Consider the following 19,146-nt stretch of genomic DNA (forward strand, 5'->3'; position numbering starts at 1 on the left):
AGAGGAATTGTATGAAAAAGTATGCATTAGTAACTGGAGGAAGCGGAGGGATTGGCTCTGCTATTTCGAAACAATTAATTCAAGATGGATATACAGTATATGTTCATTATAATAACAGTGAAGAGAAAGTGAATGAGTTGCAGAAAGAATGGGATGAAGTAATTCCTGTTCAAGCGAATTTAGCTTCTACTGATGGGGCAGAGCAATTGTGGAAACAAATTGAACATCCTCTTGATGTTATCGTATATGCAGCTGGGAAGAGTATATTTGGACTCGTAACAGATGTAACGAATGATGAATTGAATGATATGGTAGAACTTCAAGTGAAGAGTATCTATAAATTATTATCAATGGCATTGCCATCTATGATTCAACGGAGAAGCGGTAATATTGTACTTGTTTCGTCTATATGGGGACAAATTGGTGCATCATGTGAAGTGCTTTACTCGATGGTAAAAGGTGCGCAAAATTCATATGTGAAAGCTTTAGCAAAAGAAGTTTCATTAAGTGGAATAAGGGTGAACGCGGTGGCGCCAGGTGCAATTGAAACGGAAATGTTAAACGTATTTTCAGAAGAGGATAAGAATGAAATTGCAGAAGAGATTCCGTTAGGTAGGCTGGGATTGCCAGAAGAAGTAGCAAAAACAGTGTCATTTTTTGTATCTCCGGGTGCATCTTATATAACGGGGCAAATTATCGGAGTGAACGGCGGTTGGCATTGCTAAAAATTTCTTACATAAAAAATGAAAAACTGTACAAATTAAGCATGATTCTATTACTAAGTAGTGAGGTGCTTATACATGTCAGTTTTAGATAATTTTGATCAATGGAAGAGCTTTTTAGGAGAACGTTTAGAGCAAGCGCAAGGAAAAGGTCTTGATGGTGGTGCTGTATCAGATATGGCATTTCGTGTTGGTGACTATTTAGCGAATGAAGTAGAAGCACGCAACGATCAAGAGAAACTATTAGCTGAGCTTTGGAAAGTTGCTGACGAACAAGAGCAGCATACAATCGCAAACTTAATGGTAAAATTTGTACAACATAAGTAAAAAATAGAGAGGAGATTCTCCTCTCTATTTTTTTTGTATAATAATTGAAAGGGATAGATTATACATTTAGCTTCCCTATTAAGGTGAAATCATATAATATAGTACGTAGGTGTAAAGTAAGCAAGGGGAGTGATCTTGGATGATTGAATGGTATTTTGAATATGAAATACATAAAAACCGACCTGGCTTGCTTGGGGACGTTTCTTCGTTAATCGGTATGCTCGGCATTAATATTGTCACAATTAATGGTGTAGATAATGCAAGGCGTGGATTACTCCTTATGTGTGATAATCAAGAGCAAATTTCTAGACTTGAATCAATTTTAAATACGATGGATAACATAACGGTAACGAAATATCGTCCGCCAAAGCTAAGAGATAAGCTAGCGGTTAGACATGGTAGGTACATACAACGAGATGCAGATGATAAGAAGACATTTCGGTTTGTGCGTGATGAATTAGGCTTACTTGTAGACTTTATGGCTGAAATAATGAAAAAAGAAGGCCATAAGCTAATTGGTATACGAGGAATGCCTCGTGTTGGAAAAACAGAATCCATTGTTGCCGCAAGTGTTTGTGCAAATAAAAGATGGTTATTTGTATCGTCTACTCTTATTAAGCAAACTGTTCGTAGTCAATTGATTGAAGATGAGTATAGCGACGACAATATTTTCATCTTAGATGGAATCGTGTCAACAAAGCGTGCTAACGAAAGGCATTGGCAGCTAGTTCGTGAAATTATGAGATTGCCTGCAACGAAAGTTGTGGAACATCCTGACGTATTTGTGAGTCAGTCAGAATACACATTGGATGATTTTGATTATATTATCGAGTTGCGTAACGATTATGATGAAGAAATTCAATATAATTTAGTAGATGAAATTGAGCAAGGTACGCAAAATAATTTCTCTATGTTTGACTTTTAAAGAAATATTGAGGTGTTAGTAGTGACAGAATTAGGACAAAAGCTGAAAGAAGCAAGAGGAACGAAAGGCTTGTCTATTGATCAGCTGCATGAGATTACAAAAATTCAAAAACGCCATTTAGTAGCGATTGAGGAAGGCAATTATGATGTATTGCCAGGAGCTTTTTATGCGCGTGCATTCATTAAACAATACGCAGATGCGGTTGGATTAAATGGAGAAGAACTGCTTGTGGAATATCAGAGTACGATACCGCAATCTGAAAAACGTGACGTTCCACAAGTATCAACTGGACAAAAAACGCAAGAAACAATGCAAAAGTCTTCATCATGGCCAATTGCAGATCATATGCCGAAAATCTTAGTTGCGCTGTTAGTAATCGCAGTTGGAGTAGTAATTTGGTTTGTTTTCCAAGCGTTAACGGGAAAAGGTGATGAGAAGGTTCCGAATGTTCAAAGTGAGAAAATTGAAGTTAAAAAAGCGGAAAATTCTCCGTTAGATACGAAGAAAGATGAAGTGAAAGCGGAAGAGCCGAAAAAAGAAGAGCCAAAGAAAGAAGAGCCAAAGAAAGAAGAACCACCAGTGCAACCAACGGGACAACAAGAAATCAAAGTAATTGGGACAACTGGTAAGGAATCCACTTTGGAAATTCATAACAATAAAACGTTAGAACTAGAAATTACAACAAAAGGCGCAAGTTATGTAGGTATTAAAAATGAGGCAGGAAATGATATCTTTAGTGGAACAATAGAGGAAGGCCAAACTCAAAAATATGATTTATCAACAGCGAAAGTGGTAAACCTTAATATAGGAAGTGCACCGAATGTTGAATTTAAATTAAATGGCCAAGTCGTTACATTCCCGTTGAATCCAGAAGAGAATTATCATCAAAAATTCTTGATTAAAAATCTAGGGATAGAGCAGCCTGCACAATAACAGTCATCGCTTCGATGACTTTTTTCAATGAACAAATGTTTTTGATATGATGGAGGAATAGCTGTGAATTTACCAAATAAAATTACAATATCTAGAATCTGCTTAATTCCAATTTTTATGGTAATTATGTTAGCGCCCTTTGATTGGGGTTCATACACAATTGGTGATGTTGATTTACCAATTCAACACTTAGTAGGAGCGCTTATCTTTATTGTTGCTTCGGCTACAGATTGGATTGATGGACATTACGCAAGAAAGTATAATCTTGTAACGAATTTAGGGAAGTTCCTTGACCCGTTAGCTGATAAATTACTTGTTTCAGCGGCACTTATCACGTTAGTTGAGATGCAATACGTACCTGCTTGGATCGTTATTGTCATTATAAGCCGTGAGTTTGCGGTCACTGGTTTACGTCTTGTACTTGCTGGAACAGGGGAAGTAGTTGCGGCAAATCAACTAGGGAAAATTAAGACGTGGACACAAATCATCGCGATTGCGGCATATTTATTACACGATGTACCTTTAAATTTAATCCATATTCCAGTTGCTGATATTTTTATATGGATTGCATTAATTTTTACTGTTATTTCAGGATGGGATTATTTCTGGAAAAATAGAGCTGCTTTTGTAAACTCAAAATAGAAGTTTATGGGGGAATTGGGATGAATGCTGAAATTATTGCGGTTGGAACAGAATTATTACTTGGACAAATTGCAAATACAAACGCCCAGTTTTTATCTGAAAAGTTAGCTTCAATTGGCATTAATGTGTACTACCATACTGTAGTTGGAGATAATAACAAACGATTACAGCAGGCGATTGAAGTTGCAGAAGAACGTGCGGACATGCTTATTTTTACAGGTGGATTAGGCCCGACAAAAGATGATTTGACGAAGGAAACAATTGCGTCTAGCTTAGAGGAAGAGCTTGTATATGACGAAAACGCATTAGCATTAATAAGCAATTATTTTAAACGTACAGGTCGTGAGTTCACTGAAAATAATAAAAAGCAGGCACTCGTTTTGAATGGGGCAACTGTGTTTGCAAATGATCACGGTATGGCACCTGGTATGGGGTTAAATAAGAACGGAAAAGTTTATATTTTATTACCAGGACCACCGAAAGAGATGAAGCCAATGTATGTAAGTTACGTAGAGCCTTTTTTACGTAACTTTACAACGGGAGAAAACATCTATTCTCGCGTGCTTCGATTCTTCGGAATTGGGGAATCCCAATTAGAGGTGAAAGTTCAAGATTTAATTGATGGACAAGCGAACCCGACAATCGCACCGCTTGCCAATGATGGAGAAGTGACATTACGTTTAACGGCTAAACATCAAAATGCTCATGAAGCGGAGAAACTCATTCAGCATGTGGAAGATTTGATTTTAGAAAGAGTTGGAGAATTTTTCTACGGGTATGACCAAGAGTTTCTACATTATAAGGCGATAGAGTTATTGAAGAAAAAAGGATTAACTTTAGCGTGTGCGGAAAGTTTAACAGGTGGTCTCTTTGGTAATCAAGTAACAGAAAACGCTGGTGTGTCTTCCGTATTTAAAGGCGGTGTTATTTGTTACCATAATGATGTGAAGCAACATGTATTACATGTACCTGAGGAAGTCTTGTCTACTGACGGTGCAGTTAGTAAAGAATGTGCTCGTTATCTTGCTGAAAATGTTAGAGAATTATTAAAAGCGGATATCGGAATTAGTTTCACTGGGGTAGCAGGACCAGGTGCTTCAGAACATAAAGAGCCGGGAACTGTATTTGTTGGATTGGCGATTAAAGATGAACCAACTGTAGTCTTTCCTCTAAATTTAAGCGGAAGTCGTCAACAAATTAGGGAACGCTCAGCAAAATATGGATTTTATCATTTGTATAAAAAGCTAGAAGAGATATAAGTCTCTTTTAGCTTTTTTTAATGGTTAAATGTGGTTATATTTAATGAAAAATAAAAAAATCGAATAAATGTTCGATTTTTGTTGGCAAATTGAATTGAAAATAGGTATAATAAGATTAGCAATTCAGTTAAGGAGGAATTTTGAATGAGTGATCGTCAAGCGGCATTAGATATGGCGTTAAAACAAATAGAGAAGCAATTCGGTAAAGGTTCAATTATGAAATTAGGAGAACAAGCGGAGCGTAGAGTTTCTACAGTTTCTAGTGGTTCTTTAGCACTTGATGTGGCATTAGGAGTAGGCGGATACCCACGCGGCCGTATTATCGAGATTTATGGACCTGAGAGTTCAGGTAAAACAACAGTTTCATTACATGCAATTGCAGAGGTACAGCGTCAAGGTGGACAAGCAGCATTCATCGATGCGGAGCATGCAATGGATCCTGTATATGCACAAAAATTAGGTGTTAACATCGATGAATTACTATTATCACAACCTGATACAGGGGAGCAAGGTTTAGAAATCGCAGAAGCACTTGTACGAAGTGGTGCGGTTGATATTATCGTAATTGACTCTGTAGCAGCTCTTGTACCGAAAGCTGAGATTGAAGGAGACATGGGTGACTCACACGTAGGTTTACAAGCTCGTTTAATGTCTCAAGCACTTCGTAAACTTTCAGGTGCAATCAATAAATCAAAAACAATCGCAATCTTTATTAACCAAATTCGTGAAAAAGTTGGGGTTATGTTCGGAAACCCAGAAACAACTCCAGGTGGTCGTGCGTTAAAATTCTATTCAACTGTTCGTCTTGAAGTACGTCGTGCCGAGCAATTAAAACAAGGTAACGACATTGTTGGTAATAAAACAAAAGTAAAAGTAGTTAAAAATAAAGTGGCACCACCATTCCGTGTTGCGGAAGTTGATATTATGTACGGAGAAGGTATTTCAAGAGAAGGTGAAATCTTAGATATGGCTTCTGAACTTGATATCGTTCAAAAGAGCGGTGCTTGGTACTCTTATAATGAAGAACGCTTAGGACAAGGTCGTGAAAATTCGAAGCAGTTCTTAAAAGAAAATACGGATTTAAGAGAAGAAATTGCCTTCTTTATTCGTGAGCATCACGGAATTAGCGAAGATTCAGGTGCTGAAGATATGGAAGATCCAAGTCTTCTTGATTAAAGTGGGATAAAAGACACGGCTTCGTGTCTTTTATTTTTGTATCATTATGAAAGCGTTGTATATCGTTGGAGATAAAATATTTAATCCATCTAAAACATTATGTGTACAGAGGGATATATGCGTGTTTTACATGAATAAACTGGAATTTACTAAGGTTTTCCAGGATAATATGCTCTCTGCTTTTTAAATTCCTATATAAATTAGAGCTGAAGGTAAAGAAAGTAAAAGTAGACAACGCTTGACAATGAAAATTGCGATAGATACAATGAGAATGTATATTTTTTCTTATATACGAAACACTCTTCTCAAGAAGAGAAGTAATATTCGGAGTAAGATTTAAATCTTGCCGAAATAATAATATGACATTTTAATTGTGAAATGAAGAAAGTCCCTTAAAAAAGCGGGACGACGGTCTTTGCTGTATGTTGGTATTCAATGTACATGCCGACAGTCTTTTTTCATTCATAGCAAGGGGAGGTGAAATCATGAGTAGTACAGTTTGGATACTCATCTCCATTTTGCTTGCAACAGTCGGTGCAGTTGTTGGCTTTTTTGTTCGAAAGTCTATTGCTGAAGCGAAGATTAATGGTGCAGCCAATGAAGCGAAACGTATTCTAGACGAAGCGAATCGTGAGGCTGAAGCACTTAAGAAAGAAGCGCTTTTAGAAGCAAAGGATGAAATTCATACACTTCGTACAGAAGCTGAATTAGAAATTCGTGACCGTAGAAGCGAATTACAAAAACAAGAAAATCGTTTAATGCAAAAAGAAGAGAACCTTGATCGTAAAGACGAAACGCTCGATAAACGCGAGCAACAGTTAGAAAAGAAAGAGGATTCTCTTGTAGCGAGACAACAACAGATTGAAGAGTTGGAAAGCAAAGTGGGAGAGTTAGTTCAAAAGCAACAAACAGAATTAGAGCGCATTTCCAATCTGACACGCGAACAAGCGAAAGCAATTATTCTTGGTAAAGTAGAAAGTGAAGTTTCTCATGAAATTGCCGTAATGGTAAAAGAAAGTGAAGTTCGTGCGAAAGAAGAAGCAGATAAGAAAGCAAAAGAGATTTTATCTCTTGCAATGCAGAGATGTGCAGCTGATCATGTTGCTGAAACAACCGTTTCGGTTGTAAATCTTCCAAATGACGAAATGAAGGGACGTATTATCGGACGTGAAGGTCGAAATATTCGTACGTTAGAAACGCTAACAGGTATTGACCTAATTATCGATGATACACCAGAAGCGGTTATCCTATCTGGATTCGACCCAATTCGTCGTGAAACAGCTCGTATCGCTCTTGATAAACTAGTACAGGACGGACGTATTCACCCAGCGCGTATTGAAGAGATGGTCGAAAAATCAAGACGTGAAGTGGACGAGTATATTCGCGAAGTCGGAGAGCAAACAACGTTTGAAGTGGGTGTTCACGGATTACATCCAGATTTAATTAAGATTTTAGGTCGTTTGAAATACCGTACAAGTTACGGGCAAAACGTCTTAAAACACTCTATGGAAGTGGCATATTTAACTGGACTTATGGCAGCAGAGCTTGGTGAGGATGAAAAACTAGCAAGACGTGCTGGTCTATTACATGATATCGGTAAAGCGATTGACCATGAAGTAGAAGGTAGCCACGTTGAAATTGGTGTTGAACTCGCAACGAAATATAAAGAGCATCCTGTAGTTATAAACAGTATTGCATCTCACCACGGAGACACAGAACCAACTTCTATCATTGCAGTTTTAGTTGCAGCAGCAGATGCATTATCAGCTGCAAGACCTGGAGCTCGTAGTGAAACACTTGAGAACTATATTCGTCGTCTTGAAAAGTTAGAAGAGATTTCAGAGTCTTATGAAGGCGTAGAAAAATCTTTCGCAATTCAAGCAGGACGAGAAGTTCGTATTCTGGTAAAACCAGATACAATTGATGATTTAGAAGCTCATCGTTTAGCTCGTGATATTCGAAAACGTATTGAAAATGAACTGGATTACCCAGGGCATATTAAAGTAACTGTTATTCGTGAAACACGTGCAGTGGAATACGCAAAATAAAGTGGTGAAACACCACTTTATTTTTTTGTGTTGGAATTGGTTAAAATAAAGGAAATTAGTTATACCTAGCATACAAGTGAAACAAACTTATAATAAATATATTGTAAGATAATTACTTGAAGCTATAGTAATAAAAAATGTAGTACATAGGAAGGGTAAGACATATGAGAATATTATTTGTTGGGGATGTAGTAGGATCTCCTGGTAGAGGTATGATTCAACAATACGTACCGGCATTAAAGAAGAAATATACACCTACAGTAACCATTATTAATGGGGAAAATGCAGCAGGTGGACGTGGAATTACGGAAAAAATATACCGAAACTTTTTAGAATGCGGAGCACAAGCGGTTACACTTGGAAATCACGCTTGGGATAACCGTGAAGTATTTGAATTTATTGATGATGCAAAATATCTTGCAAGACCAGCTAACTTCCCAGAAGGCACTCCAGGAAAAGGGCTTATTTTTGTGAACTGTAATGGAACAGAAGTTGCAGTTATTAACTTACAAGGACGTACGTTCCTTCCTCCAATTGATTGTCCATTCCGTAAAGTGGATGAATTAATTAACATTGCGAAAAAACGTACGAATATTATTTTTGTTGATTTCCATGCGGAAACTACAAGCGAAAAACAAGCGTTAGGTTGGTATGTAGATGGTCGTGCTACAGCGGTAGTAGGTACACATACGCATGTTCCTACAGCAGATAATCGCATTTTACCAAGCGGAACGGCATATATCACAGATGTTGGTATGACAGGGCCGTACGATGGAATTTTAGGTATGGACCGAGAAGCAGTATTGAAGAAGTTTTTAACAAACTTACCAGTACGATTTGAAGTGACAAATGGTAGAACACAATTAAGTGCAGTGCTAATTGATGTGGATCCTAATACGGGAAAAGCTAAGAAAATTGAGCGTATCTTAATTAATGATGATCAGCCATTTTTTGAGTAATTCCTATTAAAATTTAGATAAGTTATTATTTTTTAATTTTTTAGAAAAATTACAGAAATTTAGCAGGAATACGTGTCATTCCTCGTGAATATAAGTTAAAGTGAAATAATTGCTAATACTTTTTATAGAAACGAGGAGGAAACGCGGAATGGAAATATTAAAAGTTAAAGCAACGTCGGTCCCTAATTCTGTAGCTGGTGCACTTGCAGGTGTTATTCGCGAACGCGGAACAGCAGAAATTCAAGCAATTGGTGCAGGTGCATTGAACCAAGCGGTAAAGGCAGTAGCAATTGCAAGAGGATTTGTAGCGCCTAGTGGTTTGGACCTGATTTGTATCCCAGCGTTTACGGATATCATGATTGATGGGGAAGAACGTACAGCAATAAAATTAATTGTAGAACCTCGTTAAGTTTAAACAACCTGTTTGCAGTATGCAAACAGGTTGTTTTTATAATGGAGGAATGAAAATGAAAATTTTTGATGCTCATTGTGATGTGCTTCTTCAGTTATGGAGTGCACAAGGGAGAAAGGATTTTAAACATGATTCGCAATTACATATTACATTTGAACAGTTAAAGAACAGAAAAGGAAGTATACAATGTTTTGCTATATATGTGCCAGAAACAGTGGCATATGAAAACCGATTTGAAGTAGCATTGCAAATGGTAGATATTTTTTATAATGAAATTTTATCCCTACCAGGTGTTAAGTTTATTCAGACAAAAGATGATATTAACATGTTAAAACAGGACGAGATTGGAGCGATATTAACACTAGAAGGATGCGAAGCAATTGGAAAAGATGCAATGAAATTACGGTTGTTGTATCGCCTAGGAGTACGTTCTTTTGGACTAACATGGAATTATGCCAATCTATTAGCTGATGGTGCGCTAGAGACACGTGGGGCAGGTTTAACGACTTCTGGTAAACATGTTGTACAAGAACTGAATGCGTTACATGTATGGACTGATGTGTCTCATTTGAATGAAAGAAGTTTTTGGGATGTTATAGAAATTGCAAAAAATCCTATTGCTTCCCACTCAAATTGTATGAAACTTTGCCAGCACCCACGTAATTTAAACGATGAACAACTTAAAGCTCTTATAAAGCGAAATGGCATGATCGGTGTCACTTTTGTACCGCAGTTTCTAACAAATGAAAAACAAGCGAATGTAGCAGATATAGTAAGACATATCGAATATATTTGTTCATTAGGTGGAGAGAACAATATAGGGTTTGGTTCGGATTTTGATGGGATAGTAGAAACAGTTGTAAATGTATCAGCGTATCGAGATTATGAAAATGTAATGAATGAGCTTTGTAAACACTATGCTGCATCTACTGTAGAGCGATTTTTATATGATAATTTTGTTGAACATATCGGCTTTTAAGATTTTTGTTTTAAAAATCCAGAAAAATTAGAATTAATTCATTTGATATTATTGCTTTTTTTAAGACCTAATACTAGAATGAAAAACAAAATAGCTTTATACTAAAGATTCAGGGAAATCAGAAGAGGCATAATTTGCGTCCATTGTAGTTTATTTGCATAAAAAATGCTAAACTATTACTGTAAAAAAATACACTACAATGAATGCAGCCAAAAGGGGTGTAGGAGATGATTAGTCAACTTTCATGGAAAGTTGGAGGCCAACAAGGTGAAGGAATTGAAAGTACAGGAGAAATCTTCTGTATTGCATTAAACCGATTAGGATATTACCTATACGGTTACCGCCACTTCTCATCACGTATAAAAGGCGGCCATACAAATAATAAAATTCGTGTAAGTACAACAGAAGTACGCGCGATCTCAGATGATTTAGATATTTTAATTGCTTTTGATCAAGAAACAATTGATTTTAACTTCCACGAACTACGTCCGGGCGGGATTGTAGTTGCAGATGCGAAATTTAATCCGACAATACCTGACAATACAGATGTAAATCTATATGTGATACCGTTTACAGATATTGCTTCAGAATTAGGCACATCATTAATGAAAAACATGGTTGCTGTTGGAGCATCAAGTGCGGTATTAGGATTAGATGAAACAGCTTATTTAGATGTTGTTGAAGAGATCTTTGGTCGTAAAGGAGAGCAAGTTGTTCAAAAGAATATGGACGCAATTAAGCGCGGCTCTCAATATATGAAAGAGTTATTAGGTGAGAAAGTAAACATGATGCAGCTTGAAAAAGCTGATGGTCAGAAGCGCATGTTTATGATTGGGAACGATGCGATCGCATTTGGTGCAGTAGCTGGTGGTGCTCGCTTTATGTCTGCATATCCAATTACACCTGCATCTGAAATTATGGAATACTTAATTAAAAAATTGCCAAAAGTCGGCGGAACAGTAATCCAAACTGAGGATGAAATTGCAGCTTGTACAATGGCAATCGGTGCAAACTATGCTGGTGTTCGTACATTAACTGCATCTGCTGGTCCAGGTCTATCTTTAATGATGGAAGCGATTGGTTTAGCAGGTATTACAGAAACGCCATTAGTAATTGTTGATACACAACGTGGTGGTCCAAGTACAGGATTACCAACGAAACAAGAGCAGTCTGATTTAATGGCAATGATTTACGGTACGCACGGTGAAATTCCAAAAATCGTAATGGCGCCAAGTACAGTGGAAGAAGCTTTCTATGATATTGTAGAAGCGTTTAACTTATCTGAAGAATATCAAGTACCTGTTATTTTCTTAACAGATTTACAGCTTTCTTTAGGGAAACAGACAGTAGAACCACTTAAGTTAGATAAAGTGGAAATTCGTCGTGGTAAGCTTGATTTAGAAGCGGAATTACCAGAACGTGAAAATAAAGCATACTTCAAGCGTTATGAAGTAACAGAAGATGGCGTTTCACCACGTGTTTTACCTGGTATGAAAAATGGTGTTCACCATGTTACAGGTGTAGAACATGATGAAACTGGTAAACCATCTGAATCAGCATTAAACCGCAGAGATCAAATGGACAAACGTTTCCGTAAAATGGAGAACTTGAAGTTTAATACCCCTGTTTATAAAAATGTTAAGCATGAAGAAGCAGACGTATTGCTTGTTGGATTTAACTCAACTCGTGGTGCGATCGAAGAAGCAATGGAGCGCTTAGAACAAGAGGGTATGAAAGTAAACCATGCTCATGTGCGTTTAATTCACCCGTTCCCAACAGCTGAAATCGATCCACTTGTGAAAAATGCGAAGCGTGTTGTAGTGGTAGAAAACAATGCAACAGGTCAACTTGCTAACATTATGAAAATGAATCTTGGTAACGGTGAGAAAATTTCTAGTCTTTTAAAATATGATGGGAACCCATTCTTGCCGAAAGAGATTTACAACGAATGCAAAAAAGGGGTTGTATTAAATGGCAACATTTAAGGACTTTCGTAACAGTGTAAAACCAAACTGGTGCCCAGGTTGCGGAGACTTCTCGGTGCAAGCTGCAATTCAACGTGCGGCAGCTAACGTTGGCTTAAATCCAGATGAACTTGCTGTTATTTCTGGTATCGGCTGTTCAGGTCGTATTTCAGGTTATATTAATTCATATGGTGTGCATAGTATTCATGGTCGTGCCCTTCCAATTGCACAAGGTGTAAAAATGGCAAACCGTGATTTAACAGTTATCGCATCAGGTGGTGACGGTGATGGATTTGCGATTGGTATGGGACATACGATCCATTCTATTCGTCGTAACATTGACATTACGTACATCGTAATGGATAACCAAATTTACGGATTAACAAAAGGGCAAACTTCACCACGTAGTGAAGCTGGATTTAAAACGAAAAGTACACCACAAGGTTCAATTGAACCGTCACTAAATGTTATGGAAATGGCTTTAACAGCTGGTGCAACATTTGTGGCGCAAAGCTTTTCAAGTGATTTAAAAGAATTAACACAAATTATTGAAGCTGGTATTAACCATAAAGGATTTTCATTAATTAACGTATTCAGCCCATGTGTTACTTACAATAAAGTAAATACTTACGATTGGTTTAAAGAGAATTTAACAAAACTAAGTACAGTAGAGGGATATGATCCGTCTAATCGCATGATGGCTATGCAAACATTAATGGAAAACAACGGATTAGTAACAGGGTTAATTTATCAAAATACAGCGCAACCTTCATACCAAGAACTAGTAAAAGGATATAGTGAGAAGCCTTTAGTGCAATCTGATTTAAATATGGATCAGAAAATGTTTGATGAACTTGTTGCTGAATTTATGTAATATAAAAAAAGGTTGCCATTTGGCAACCTTTTTTTATGAGTGAAAATATAAGGTAGTCTTATTTACTTAGAAAATTCAGAATGGTACAATAATATGTAAATCGTTGTATGGAAATGGCAAGTTCATTGCTAATAAAATGTAAGATAAGACAGCGCCAATTTTTTGTTAAAATTGGCGAAACGCTTCATACTATGGTAATGTTTATAGGGATAAAGCAATATGCTTTTTAGTAGGACAAAAAGAAATATAAAAAGGGAATGTCTATTTGTGTGGGGAAGACTTCATTCTTATAGATGATTAGATTGGTTACTCAAGTTTCAAAGGACAAGTTATCTCTCAAGCTATCTAACCATTTTTGAGATGGGTCTAAGCGCATTAAAATGGACTATAAAGTGTGTATAGTTAAGGGTGAAAGGAGATTACCGATGAACAAGCAACAACGATTAGCAAGTCAACAAGTGAATTCCTCTACGAAAAAAGAAGAGAAAGATTATAGCAAATACTTTGAAAGTGTATACCAACCACCTTCCTTAAAAGACGCGAAAAAGCGAGGGAAAGAAGAAGTTAAAATTGAACGGGATTTTGGCTTACCTGAAGAGTTTCGCAATTTCGGTACAGGAAGAAAGTTTTATATTCGTACATATGGTTGTCAAATGAATGAGCACGATACAGAAGTAATGGCGGGTATTTTCACTGCACTTGGATATGAACCAACCTTTTCAACTGAAGAAGCAGATGTAGTATTATTAAATACTTGTGCTATTCGTGAAAATGCTGAAAATAAAGTGTTCGGTGAACTAGGGCATTTAAAGGCACTAAAACGAAGAAATCCTGATCTTTTAATTGGTGTATGTGGTTGTATGTCCCAAGAGGAATCTGTTGTAAATAAAATTATGCAAAAAAATCAGCATGTAGATATGGTGTTTGGAACGCATAATATTCATAGATTACCGTACATTCTAAAAGATGCAATGTTCTCGAAGGAGACGGTAGTTGAAGTTTGGTCCAAAGAAGGAGACGTAATTGAAAATCTTCCGAAAGTACGTCGTGGTGATATTAAAGCTTGGGTAAATATTATGTATGGCTGTGATAAGTTCTGTACATATTGTATCGTACCGTATACACGCGGAAAAGAGCGAAGCAGACGTCCAGAAGACATTATCCAAGAGATTCGTCATTTAGCTGCGAATGGTTATAAAGAAATTACGTTACTTGGACAGAACGTAAATGCATATGGTAAAGACTTTGAAGATATAGAATACGGTCTTGGCGATTTAATGGACGAGCTCCGTAAAGTTGATATTGCTCGTATTCGTTTTACAACGAGCCATCCACGCGATTTCGATGATCACTTAATTGAAGTGCTTGGAAAAGGTGGCAACTTAGTAGAACATATTCACTTACCAGTTCAATCTGGAAGCACAGAAATGTTAAAAATTATGGCGCGTAAATATTCACATGAGCATTATTTAGAGCTTGTAAGAAAAATTAAAGAAGCAATTCCAAACGCGGTATTAACAACTGATATTATCGTCGGTTTCCCGAATGAAACAGATGAGCAATTTGAAGAAACGATGTCGTTATATCGTGAAGTAGGGTTTGATACTGCCTTTACCTTTATTTATTCTCCGCGTGAAGGTACACCAGCTGCAAAAATGAAAGACAATGTACCGATGGAAGTAAAGAAAGAACGTCTTCAACGCTTAAATGCACTAGTAAATAAATTGGCAATTGAAAAGAATAATCGTTATAAAGGTCAAATTGTAGAAGTGTTAGTTGATGGAGAGAGTAAAAATAATCCAGAAGTACTTGCAGGTTATACTCGTACAAATAAACTTGTAAACTTTGTTGCTCCAAAGTCTTTAATTGGTCAGCTTGTGAAAGTAAAAGTAACGGATGCAAAAACTTGGTCTCTTAACGGAGAATTAGTTGAAGAGCCGATTGAGGTGGAATAATAGATGAAAGTATATTCGAAAGATGAAATTGTTGAGCAAGCGAAAGAATTAGCAAAAATGATTTCTGAAACAGAAGAAGTTGATTTCTTTAAGAAAGCAGAGGCACAAATTCATAAAAATGAAAATGTGAAGCGCGCAATTGATGAAATTAAAGCACTGCAAAAACAAGCAGTAAACTTGCAACATTACGGGAAATGGGAAGCTTTGAAAAAAGTAGAAGCTGAAATTGATGCCCTGCAAGATAAGTTAGATAGCATCCCAGTTGTACAAGAATTTAAATCTTCACAAACATATGTAAATGACTTACTACAGCTAGTTGCAAGTACGATTTCTAACAACGTAACAGATGAAATATTAATTTCAACTAATGGCGATGTATTGAAGGGTGAAACGGGCGCAGCGGTAGAAAGTAAAAAAGGAAATTGTGGTTGTTAAAGAGATGTCGAATTGACATCTCTTTTTTTAGTGGATTAAACGTAAGTTCTTCTCAAAAAAAGAATGACACATTCCGCTATTGTCACGCATATGATTAAGTGAATAGTGATTGAGGAGGGTTACGAATGTCCGAATTTAGAGAGATTATTACAAAAGCAGTGGTTGGAAAAGGACGTAAGTATACAAAGTCAACGCATACATGTGAATCGAATAATGAGCCAACAAGTATTTTAGGATGCTGGGTAATTAACCACTCGTACGAAGCAAGAAAGAATGGAAAACATGTGGAAATTGAAGGTTTCTATGATGTGAACACTTGGTATTCATTCGATGGCAATACAAAGACAGAAGTTGTAACAGAACGTGTAAACTACACAGATGAAGTAAGTATTGGATATCGTGATAAAAACTTTTCTGGTGATGATTTAGAAATTATTGCTCGTGTTATTCAGCCACCAAATTGTTTAGAAGCTCTTGTATCACCAAATGGTAATAAAATTGTTGTAACGGTAGAACGTGAATTTGTAACAGAAGTAGTTGGCGAAACGAAAATTTGTGTAAGTGTAAACCCTGAAGGTTGTGTAGAATCAGATGATGCTTTCCAAATTGAAGATGATGAGTTTGAAGAGTTAGATCCGAACTTTATCGTTGATGCAGAAGAAGAGTAATAGAAAGCTAGGGAGAAGTTCTTCCTAGCTTTTTACTTTACATAAGTGGTGCTTAGATGAACATGATTGCTAATGAAATGTGCTATAATGAAGAAAGACTCCTGAAATAGGAGATAAGAGTGTCCGTGAAATGTGACATATATGAATATAGATTATTATGTAAGAATTATGGAGGAGAAGTATGACGCAATATACGCCTATGATACAGCAATATTTAAAAGTTAAGGCAGACTATCAAGATGCCTTTTTATTTTTCCGCTTAGGTGATTTTTATGAAATGTTCTTTGAGGATGCGGTTAAAGCAGCCCACGAACTTGAAATTACATTAACGAGCCGAGACGGTGGTAGTAGTGAACGTATACCGATGTGCGGTGTACCGTATCATGCGGCTAAAAACTATATTGAACAACTTGTTGAAAAAGGATATAAAGTAGCGGTTTGTGAGCAAGTAGAAGACCCAAAAACAGCTAAAGGTGTAGTGCGCCGTGAAGTAGTACAATTAATTACGCCAGGAACGATGATGGAAGGGCGTACGATTGATGAGAAAGAAAATAACTTTTTAGCCGCATTAACACATTTTGAAGATGGATCATATGCGTTAGCTTGTAACGATTTAACGACTGGACAAAATACAGTAACGTTATTGACTGGTTCAGTAGAGGATATTTTATTAGAAGTGTATGCAACTGGTTCGAAAGAAATTGTTGTAGATTCTTCCTTTTCTAAAGATGAACTAAACAAGTTAACGGAAACGTTAAAAATGACGATTTCATATGAAGATGCAACGGCAATTCCTGAAGGGCTAGAACATCTTGTGAAAAATGTTTCACAAGCAAAGTTAATTAAAGCAGTTGGGCGCTTATTTAACTATGTAATAAGAACGCAAAAACGTTCATTAGATCATTTGCAGCCTGTGGAAATTTATTATACGAATCAATTTATGAAGATTGATGTGCATTCAAAGCGAAATTTAGAGCTGACAGAAACACTTCGAACGAAAGAAAAAACAGGATCATTATTATGGCTATTAGATAAGACGAAGACTGCTATGGGTGGTCGTATGTTAAAACAGTGGATGGAACGTCCACTTATACAGAAGGAACGAATTGAAGAGCGTTTAGAGATGGTTGAAACGTTTGTAAATGATTACTTCTTGCGTGAAGATTTAAAAGAAAAGTTAAAAGAAGTATATGATTTAGAACGTTTAGCAGGGAAAGTTGCATTTGGTAATGTTAATGCACGGGACTTATTACAGTTAAGACGCTCGTTACTACAAGTGCCAGCTATTTTAGAAGCGATTAGTTTGTTAGATAACGCGTATGCAGCGAGATTAATTCAAGGTGCAGATCCATGTGAGAGCTTAACAGAATTACTAGGAAGAAGTATTCAAGAAAATCCACCGCTTTCTATTAAAGATGGAGATATTATTAAAGATGGTTATAATGACAAGCTTGATCAATATCGTTACGTGAGTAAAAACGGAAAAACGTGGATTGCTGAGCTTGAAAAACGAGAGCGTGATATTACAGGAATTAAATCGTTAAAAATCGGATACAACCGTATTTTCGGTTACTACATTGAAGTAACGAAAGCGAACCTTGGAGCATTACCAGAAGGCCGCTACGAGCGTAAACAAACGCTTGCTAATGCGGAACGTTTCATTACAGATGAACTAAAAGAAAAAGAAACATTAATCTTAGAAGCTGAAGAAAAAATTGTACAACTAGAATACGATTTATTTACAGCGCTTCGTGAAGAAGTAAAAGTATTTATTCCGAAATTACAGCATTTAGCGAAAGTAATTAGTGAATTAGACGTACTGCAAAGTTTTGCGACAGTGAGTGAAGAGGAACAGTTTGTAAAACCTGTACTAACAACGAAGCGTGAAATTTTCATTAAAGATGGTCGTCATCCTGTCGTAGAAAAAGTATTGAACGGGAAATTGTATGTACCGAATGATTGTATTATGCCAGAGAATATGGATGTATTTTTAATTACAGGACCGAACATGTCTGGTAAAAGTACGTATATGAGACAATTAGCACTTGTAACGGTTATGTCGCAAATTGGTTGTTTCGTGCCAGCAACAGAAGCAGTATTACCTGTATTTGACCAAATCTTTACGAGAATTGGCGCGGCGGATGATTTAATTTCAGGTCAAAGTACATTTATGGTCGAAATGTTAGAAGCGAAAAATGCCATTGCAAACGCATCAGAAAGAAGTTTAATTTTATTTGATGAAATTGGACGCGGTACATCTACGTATGATGGTATGGCACTTGCACAAGCAATCATTGAACATATTCATGACCAAATTGGTGCGAAAACGTTATTCTCTACGCATTATCATGAATTGACTGTGCTAGAAGACAGTTTAGATCAACTGAAAAATGTACACGTTTCAGCTATTGAAGAGAACGGAAAAGTAGTATTCCTTCATAAAATTCAAGACGGGGCAGCTGATAAAAGTTACGGAATTCATGTTGCGCAACTTGCGGAGCTTCCAGATAGCTTAATCGCTCGAGCGAAAGAAGTGTTAGCGCAATTAGAAGGACAGGAAGAAATTATTATTCCGAAGCGTGTAGAAGTGAAAGCGCAAGAGCAAGAAGGAATTCCAAAACCTATAGTTGTAAAAGAGGAACCAATAGAAATAGAAGAAACGAAGGTAGACAATGAAGAAGAATCACAACTATCATTCTTTGGCGCAGAGCAATCTTCGAAAAAACAAGACAAACCAGTTCTAGATGCAAAAGAAACGGCAGTGCTGACGCAAATTAAAAAAATTGATTTACTTGATATGACACCTTTAGAAGCGATGAACGAACTGTATCGCTTACAAAAAAAGTTAAAGAAAGGATGAGTAAGTAG

At 36.7% G+C, this 19,146-nt stretch carries 17 protein-coding genes; all 17 read left to right on the forward strand.

Going from position 1 to position 19,146, the window contains the following annotated elements; translation table 11 throughout:
• Positions 1–11: 11 nt before the first annotated feature.
• Positions 12–725 carry an elongation factor P 5-aminopentanone reductase gene (gene ymfI / locus QCI73_RS08770; RefSeq protein WP_327922605.1) on the forward strand — a complete coding sequence of 238 codons (714 nt, stop codon included), beginning with the start codon at positions 12–14 and terminating at the stop codon, positions 723–725.
• 75 nt (positions 726–800) lie between these two features.
• Positions 801–1,049: a DUF3243 domain-containing protein gene (locus tag QCI73_RS08775; protein ID WP_000114454.1), complete on the forward strand. Its 249-nt coding sequence runs from the start codon at positions 801–803 to the stop codon at positions 1,047–1,049.
• Positions 1,050–1,188: 139 nt separating this feature from the next.
• Entirely contained in the window at positions 1,189–1,974 is a 786-nt protein-coding gene (locus tag QCI73_RS08780) for a DUF3388 domain-containing protein (RefSeq protein ID WP_000574107.1), read from the forward strand.
• Between the two features lie 12 nt (positions 1,975–1,986).
• Positions 1,987–2,907 (forward strand): helix-turn-helix domain-containing protein, encoded by a 921-nt coding sequence (locus QCI73_RS08785; protein WP_353822761.1) that lies wholly within the window; start codon positions 1,987–1,989, stop codon positions 2,905–2,907.
• A 63-nt stretch (positions 2,908–2,970) separates the two neighbouring features.
• Complete coding sequence (pgsA, locus tag QCI73_RS08790; RefSeq protein ID WP_001052965.1) at positions 2,971–3,549, forward strand: CDP-diacylglycerol--glycerol-3-phosphate 3-phosphatidyltransferase; 579 nt, start codon at positions 2,971–2,973, stop codon at positions 3,547–3,549.
• Between the two features lie 20 nt (positions 3,550–3,569).
• Complete coding sequence (gene cinA, locus QCI73_RS08795; protein WP_353822762.1) at positions 3,570–4,808, forward strand: competence/damage-inducible protein CinA; 1,239 nt, start codon at positions 3,570–3,572, stop codon at positions 4,806–4,808.
• 144 nt (positions 4,809–4,952) lie between these two features.
• Complete coding sequence (recA, locus tag QCI73_RS08800; protein WP_001283859.1) at positions 4,953–5,984, forward strand: recombinase RecA; 1,032 nt, start codon at positions 4,953–4,955, stop codon at positions 5,982–5,984.
• Positions 5,985–6,469: 485 nt separating this feature from the next.
• On the forward strand, positions 6,470–8,032 hold the full coding sequence (gene rny, locus QCI73_RS08805; protein WP_000099774.1) for a ribonuclease Y: 1,563 nt from the start codon (positions 6,470–6,472) through the stop codon (positions 8,030–8,032).
• Positions 8,033–8,196: 164 nt separating this feature from the next.
• Positions 8,197–8,991, forward strand: coding sequence for a TIGR00282 family metallophosphoesterase (locus tag QCI73_RS08810; RefSeq protein ID WP_001221095.1), 795 nt, complete (start codon positions 8,197–8,199; stop codon positions 8,989–8,991).
• Between the two features lie 148 nt (positions 8,992–9,139).
• Positions 9,140–9,400, forward strand: a complete 261-nt coding sequence (gene spoVS, locus QCI73_RS08815) for a stage V sporulation protein SpoVS (protein ID WP_000404341.1) — start codon at positions 9,140–9,142, stop codon at positions 9,398–9,400.
• Positions 9,401–9,458: 58 nt separating this feature from the next.
• The gene (locus QCI73_RS08820) at positions 9,459–10,382 is read left to right on the forward strand and encodes a dipeptidase (protein WP_042875433.1); all 924 of its coding nucleotides are present in this window, start codon (positions 9,459–9,461) and stop codon (positions 10,380–10,382) included.
• Positions 10,383–10,609: 227 nt separating this feature from the next.
• Positions 10,610–12,367 (forward strand): 2-oxoacid:acceptor oxidoreductase subunit alpha, encoded by a 1,758-nt coding sequence (locus QCI73_RS08825; RefSeq protein WP_327922609.1) that lies wholly within the window; start codon positions 10,610–10,612, stop codon positions 12,365–12,367.
• Positions 12,354–13,220: a 2-oxoacid:ferredoxin oxidoreductase subunit beta gene (locus tag QCI73_RS08830; protein ID WP_000190154.1), complete on the forward strand. Its 867-nt coding sequence runs from the start codon at positions 12,354–12,356 to the stop codon at positions 13,218–13,220. Before QCI73_RS08825 ends, QCI73_RS08830 begins: the two co-directional genes overlap by 14 nt.
• 425 nt (positions 13,221–13,645) lie before the next feature.
• The gene (gene miaB, locus QCI73_RS08835) at positions 13,646–15,175 is read left to right on the forward strand and encodes a tRNA (N6-isopentenyl adenosine(37)-C2)-methylthiotransferase MiaB (RefSeq protein WP_353822763.1); all 1,530 of its coding nucleotides are present in this window, start codon (positions 13,646–13,648) and stop codon (positions 15,173–15,175) included.
• A 3-nt stretch (positions 15,176–15,178) separates the two neighbouring features.
• Entirely contained in the window at positions 15,179–15,610 is a 432-nt protein-coding gene (locus QCI73_RS08840; RefSeq protein ID WP_000870462.1) for a YlbF/YmcA family competence regulator, read from the forward strand.
• Positions 15,611–15,735: 125 nt separating this feature from the next.
• Positions 15,736–16,278 (forward strand): outer spore coat protein CotE, encoded by a 543-nt coding sequence (gene cotE, locus QCI73_RS08845; protein WP_001288798.1) that lies wholly within the window; start codon positions 15,736–15,738, stop codon positions 16,276–16,278.
• A gap of 181 nt (positions 16,279–16,459) precedes the next feature.
• Positions 16,460–19,138 carry a DNA mismatch repair protein MutS gene (mutS, locus tag QCI73_RS08850; RefSeq protein WP_353822764.1) on the forward strand — a complete coding sequence of 893 codons (2,679 nt, stop codon included), beginning with the start codon at positions 16,460–16,462 and terminating at the stop codon, positions 19,136–19,138.
• Positions 19,139–19,146: the final 8 nt, after the last annotated feature.

The sequence above is a fragment of the Bacillus cereus group sp. MG16 genome (assembly GCF_040459875.1).
GTDB classification, from domain to species: domain Bacteria; phylum Bacillota; class Bacilli; order Bacillales; family Bacillaceae_G; genus Bacillus_A; species Bacillus_A paranthracis.

Bases quoted from the DNA above. Each gene is read 5' to 3' on its own strand.
- recA (WP_001283859.1), top strand. From the start codon at position 4,953: ATGAGTGATCGTCAAGCGGCATTAGATATGGCGTTAAAACAAATAGAG.
- ymfI (WP_327922605.1), top strand. From the start codon at position 12: ATGAAAAAGTATGCATTAGTAACTGGAGGAAGCGGAGGGATTGGCTCT.
- QCI73_RS08830 (WP_000190154.1), top strand. From the start codon at position 12,354: ATGGCAACATTTAAGGACTTTCGTAACAGTGTAAAACCAAACTGGTGC.
- QCI73_RS08825 (WP_327922609.1), top strand. From the start codon at position 10,610: ATGATTAGTCAACTTTCATGGAAAGTTGGAGGCCAACAAGGTGAAGGA.
- rny (WP_000099774.1), top strand. From the start codon at position 6,470: ATGAGTAGTACAGTTTGGATACTCATCTCCATTTTGCTTGCAACAGTC.
- QCI73_RS08780 (WP_000574107.1), top strand. From the start codon at position 1,189: ATGATTGAATGGTATTTTGAATATGAAATACATAAAAACCGACCTGGC.
- QCI73_RS08810 (WP_001221095.1), top strand. From the start codon at position 8,197: ATGAGAATATTATTTGTTGGGGATGTAGTAGGATCTCCTGGTAGAGGT.
- cinA (WP_353822762.1), top strand. From the start codon at position 3,570: ATGAATGCTGAAATTATTGCGGTTGGAACAGAATTATTACTTGGACAA.
- QCI73_RS08820 (WP_042875433.1), top strand. From the start codon at position 9,459: ATGAAAATTTTTGATGCTCATTGTGATGTGCTTCTTCAGTTATGGAGT.
- miaB (WP_353822763.1), top strand. From the start codon at position 13,646: ATGAACAAGCAACAACGATTAGCAAGTCAACAAGTGAATTCCTCTACG.
- mutS (WP_353822764.1), top strand. From the start codon at position 16,460: ATGACGCAATATACGCCTATGATACAGCAATATTTAAAAGTTAAGGCA.
- spoVS (WP_000404341.1), top strand. From the start codon at position 9,140: ATGGAAATATTAAAAGTTAAAGCAACGTCGGTCCCTAATTCTGTAGCT.
- QCI73_RS08840 (WP_000870462.1), top strand. From the start codon at position 15,179: ATGAAAGTATATTCGAAAGATGAAATTGTTGAGCAAGCGAAAGAATTA.
- QCI73_RS08775 (WP_000114454.1), top strand. From the start codon at position 801: ATGTCAGTTTTAGATAATTTTGATCAATGGAAGAGCTTTTTAGGAGAA.
- cotE (WP_001288798.1), top strand. From the start codon at position 15,736: ATGTCCGAATTTAGAGAGATTATTACAAAAGCAGTGGTTGGAAAAGGA.